The 230-nt window shown below is 38.3% G+C and carries 1 protein-coding gene; it reads right to left on the reverse strand.

The annotated features are described in order from the left end of the window. Positions 1-230, reverse strand: a 230-nt coding sequence (locus KGF38_RS20230) for a hypothetical protein (protein ID WP_227832709.1), incomplete at both ends; no start/stop codon positions are given.

A 230-nucleotide genomic window follows, 5' to 3' on the forward strand; every position in this document is an offset into this window, starting at 1 on the left:
CGTTTCTTGTCCTCCATCTATTGCTTTAGTTGCTGTAAAGTCTCCTGCAATTGGATCTACTGTTGGTGTTTTATCTAGTACTATTGTTAATGTTCCATTTGTTGCATTTACAGTTGACACTGCTGCTACTACATCCTGTCCCTTTGCATCTACTGTAAATGCGTCTGCTTTTTTAGTCGTACCTTTGTATTCAACTCCTACTACTACACTTTGACTTGCATCTGTTTGTT

It is taken from the genome of Clostridioides sp. ZZV14-6387, assembly GCF_020657835.1.
GTDB classification, from domain to species: domain Bacteria; phylum Bacillota; class Clostridia; order Peptostreptococcales; family Peptostreptococcaceae; genus Clostridioides; species Clostridioides difficile_A.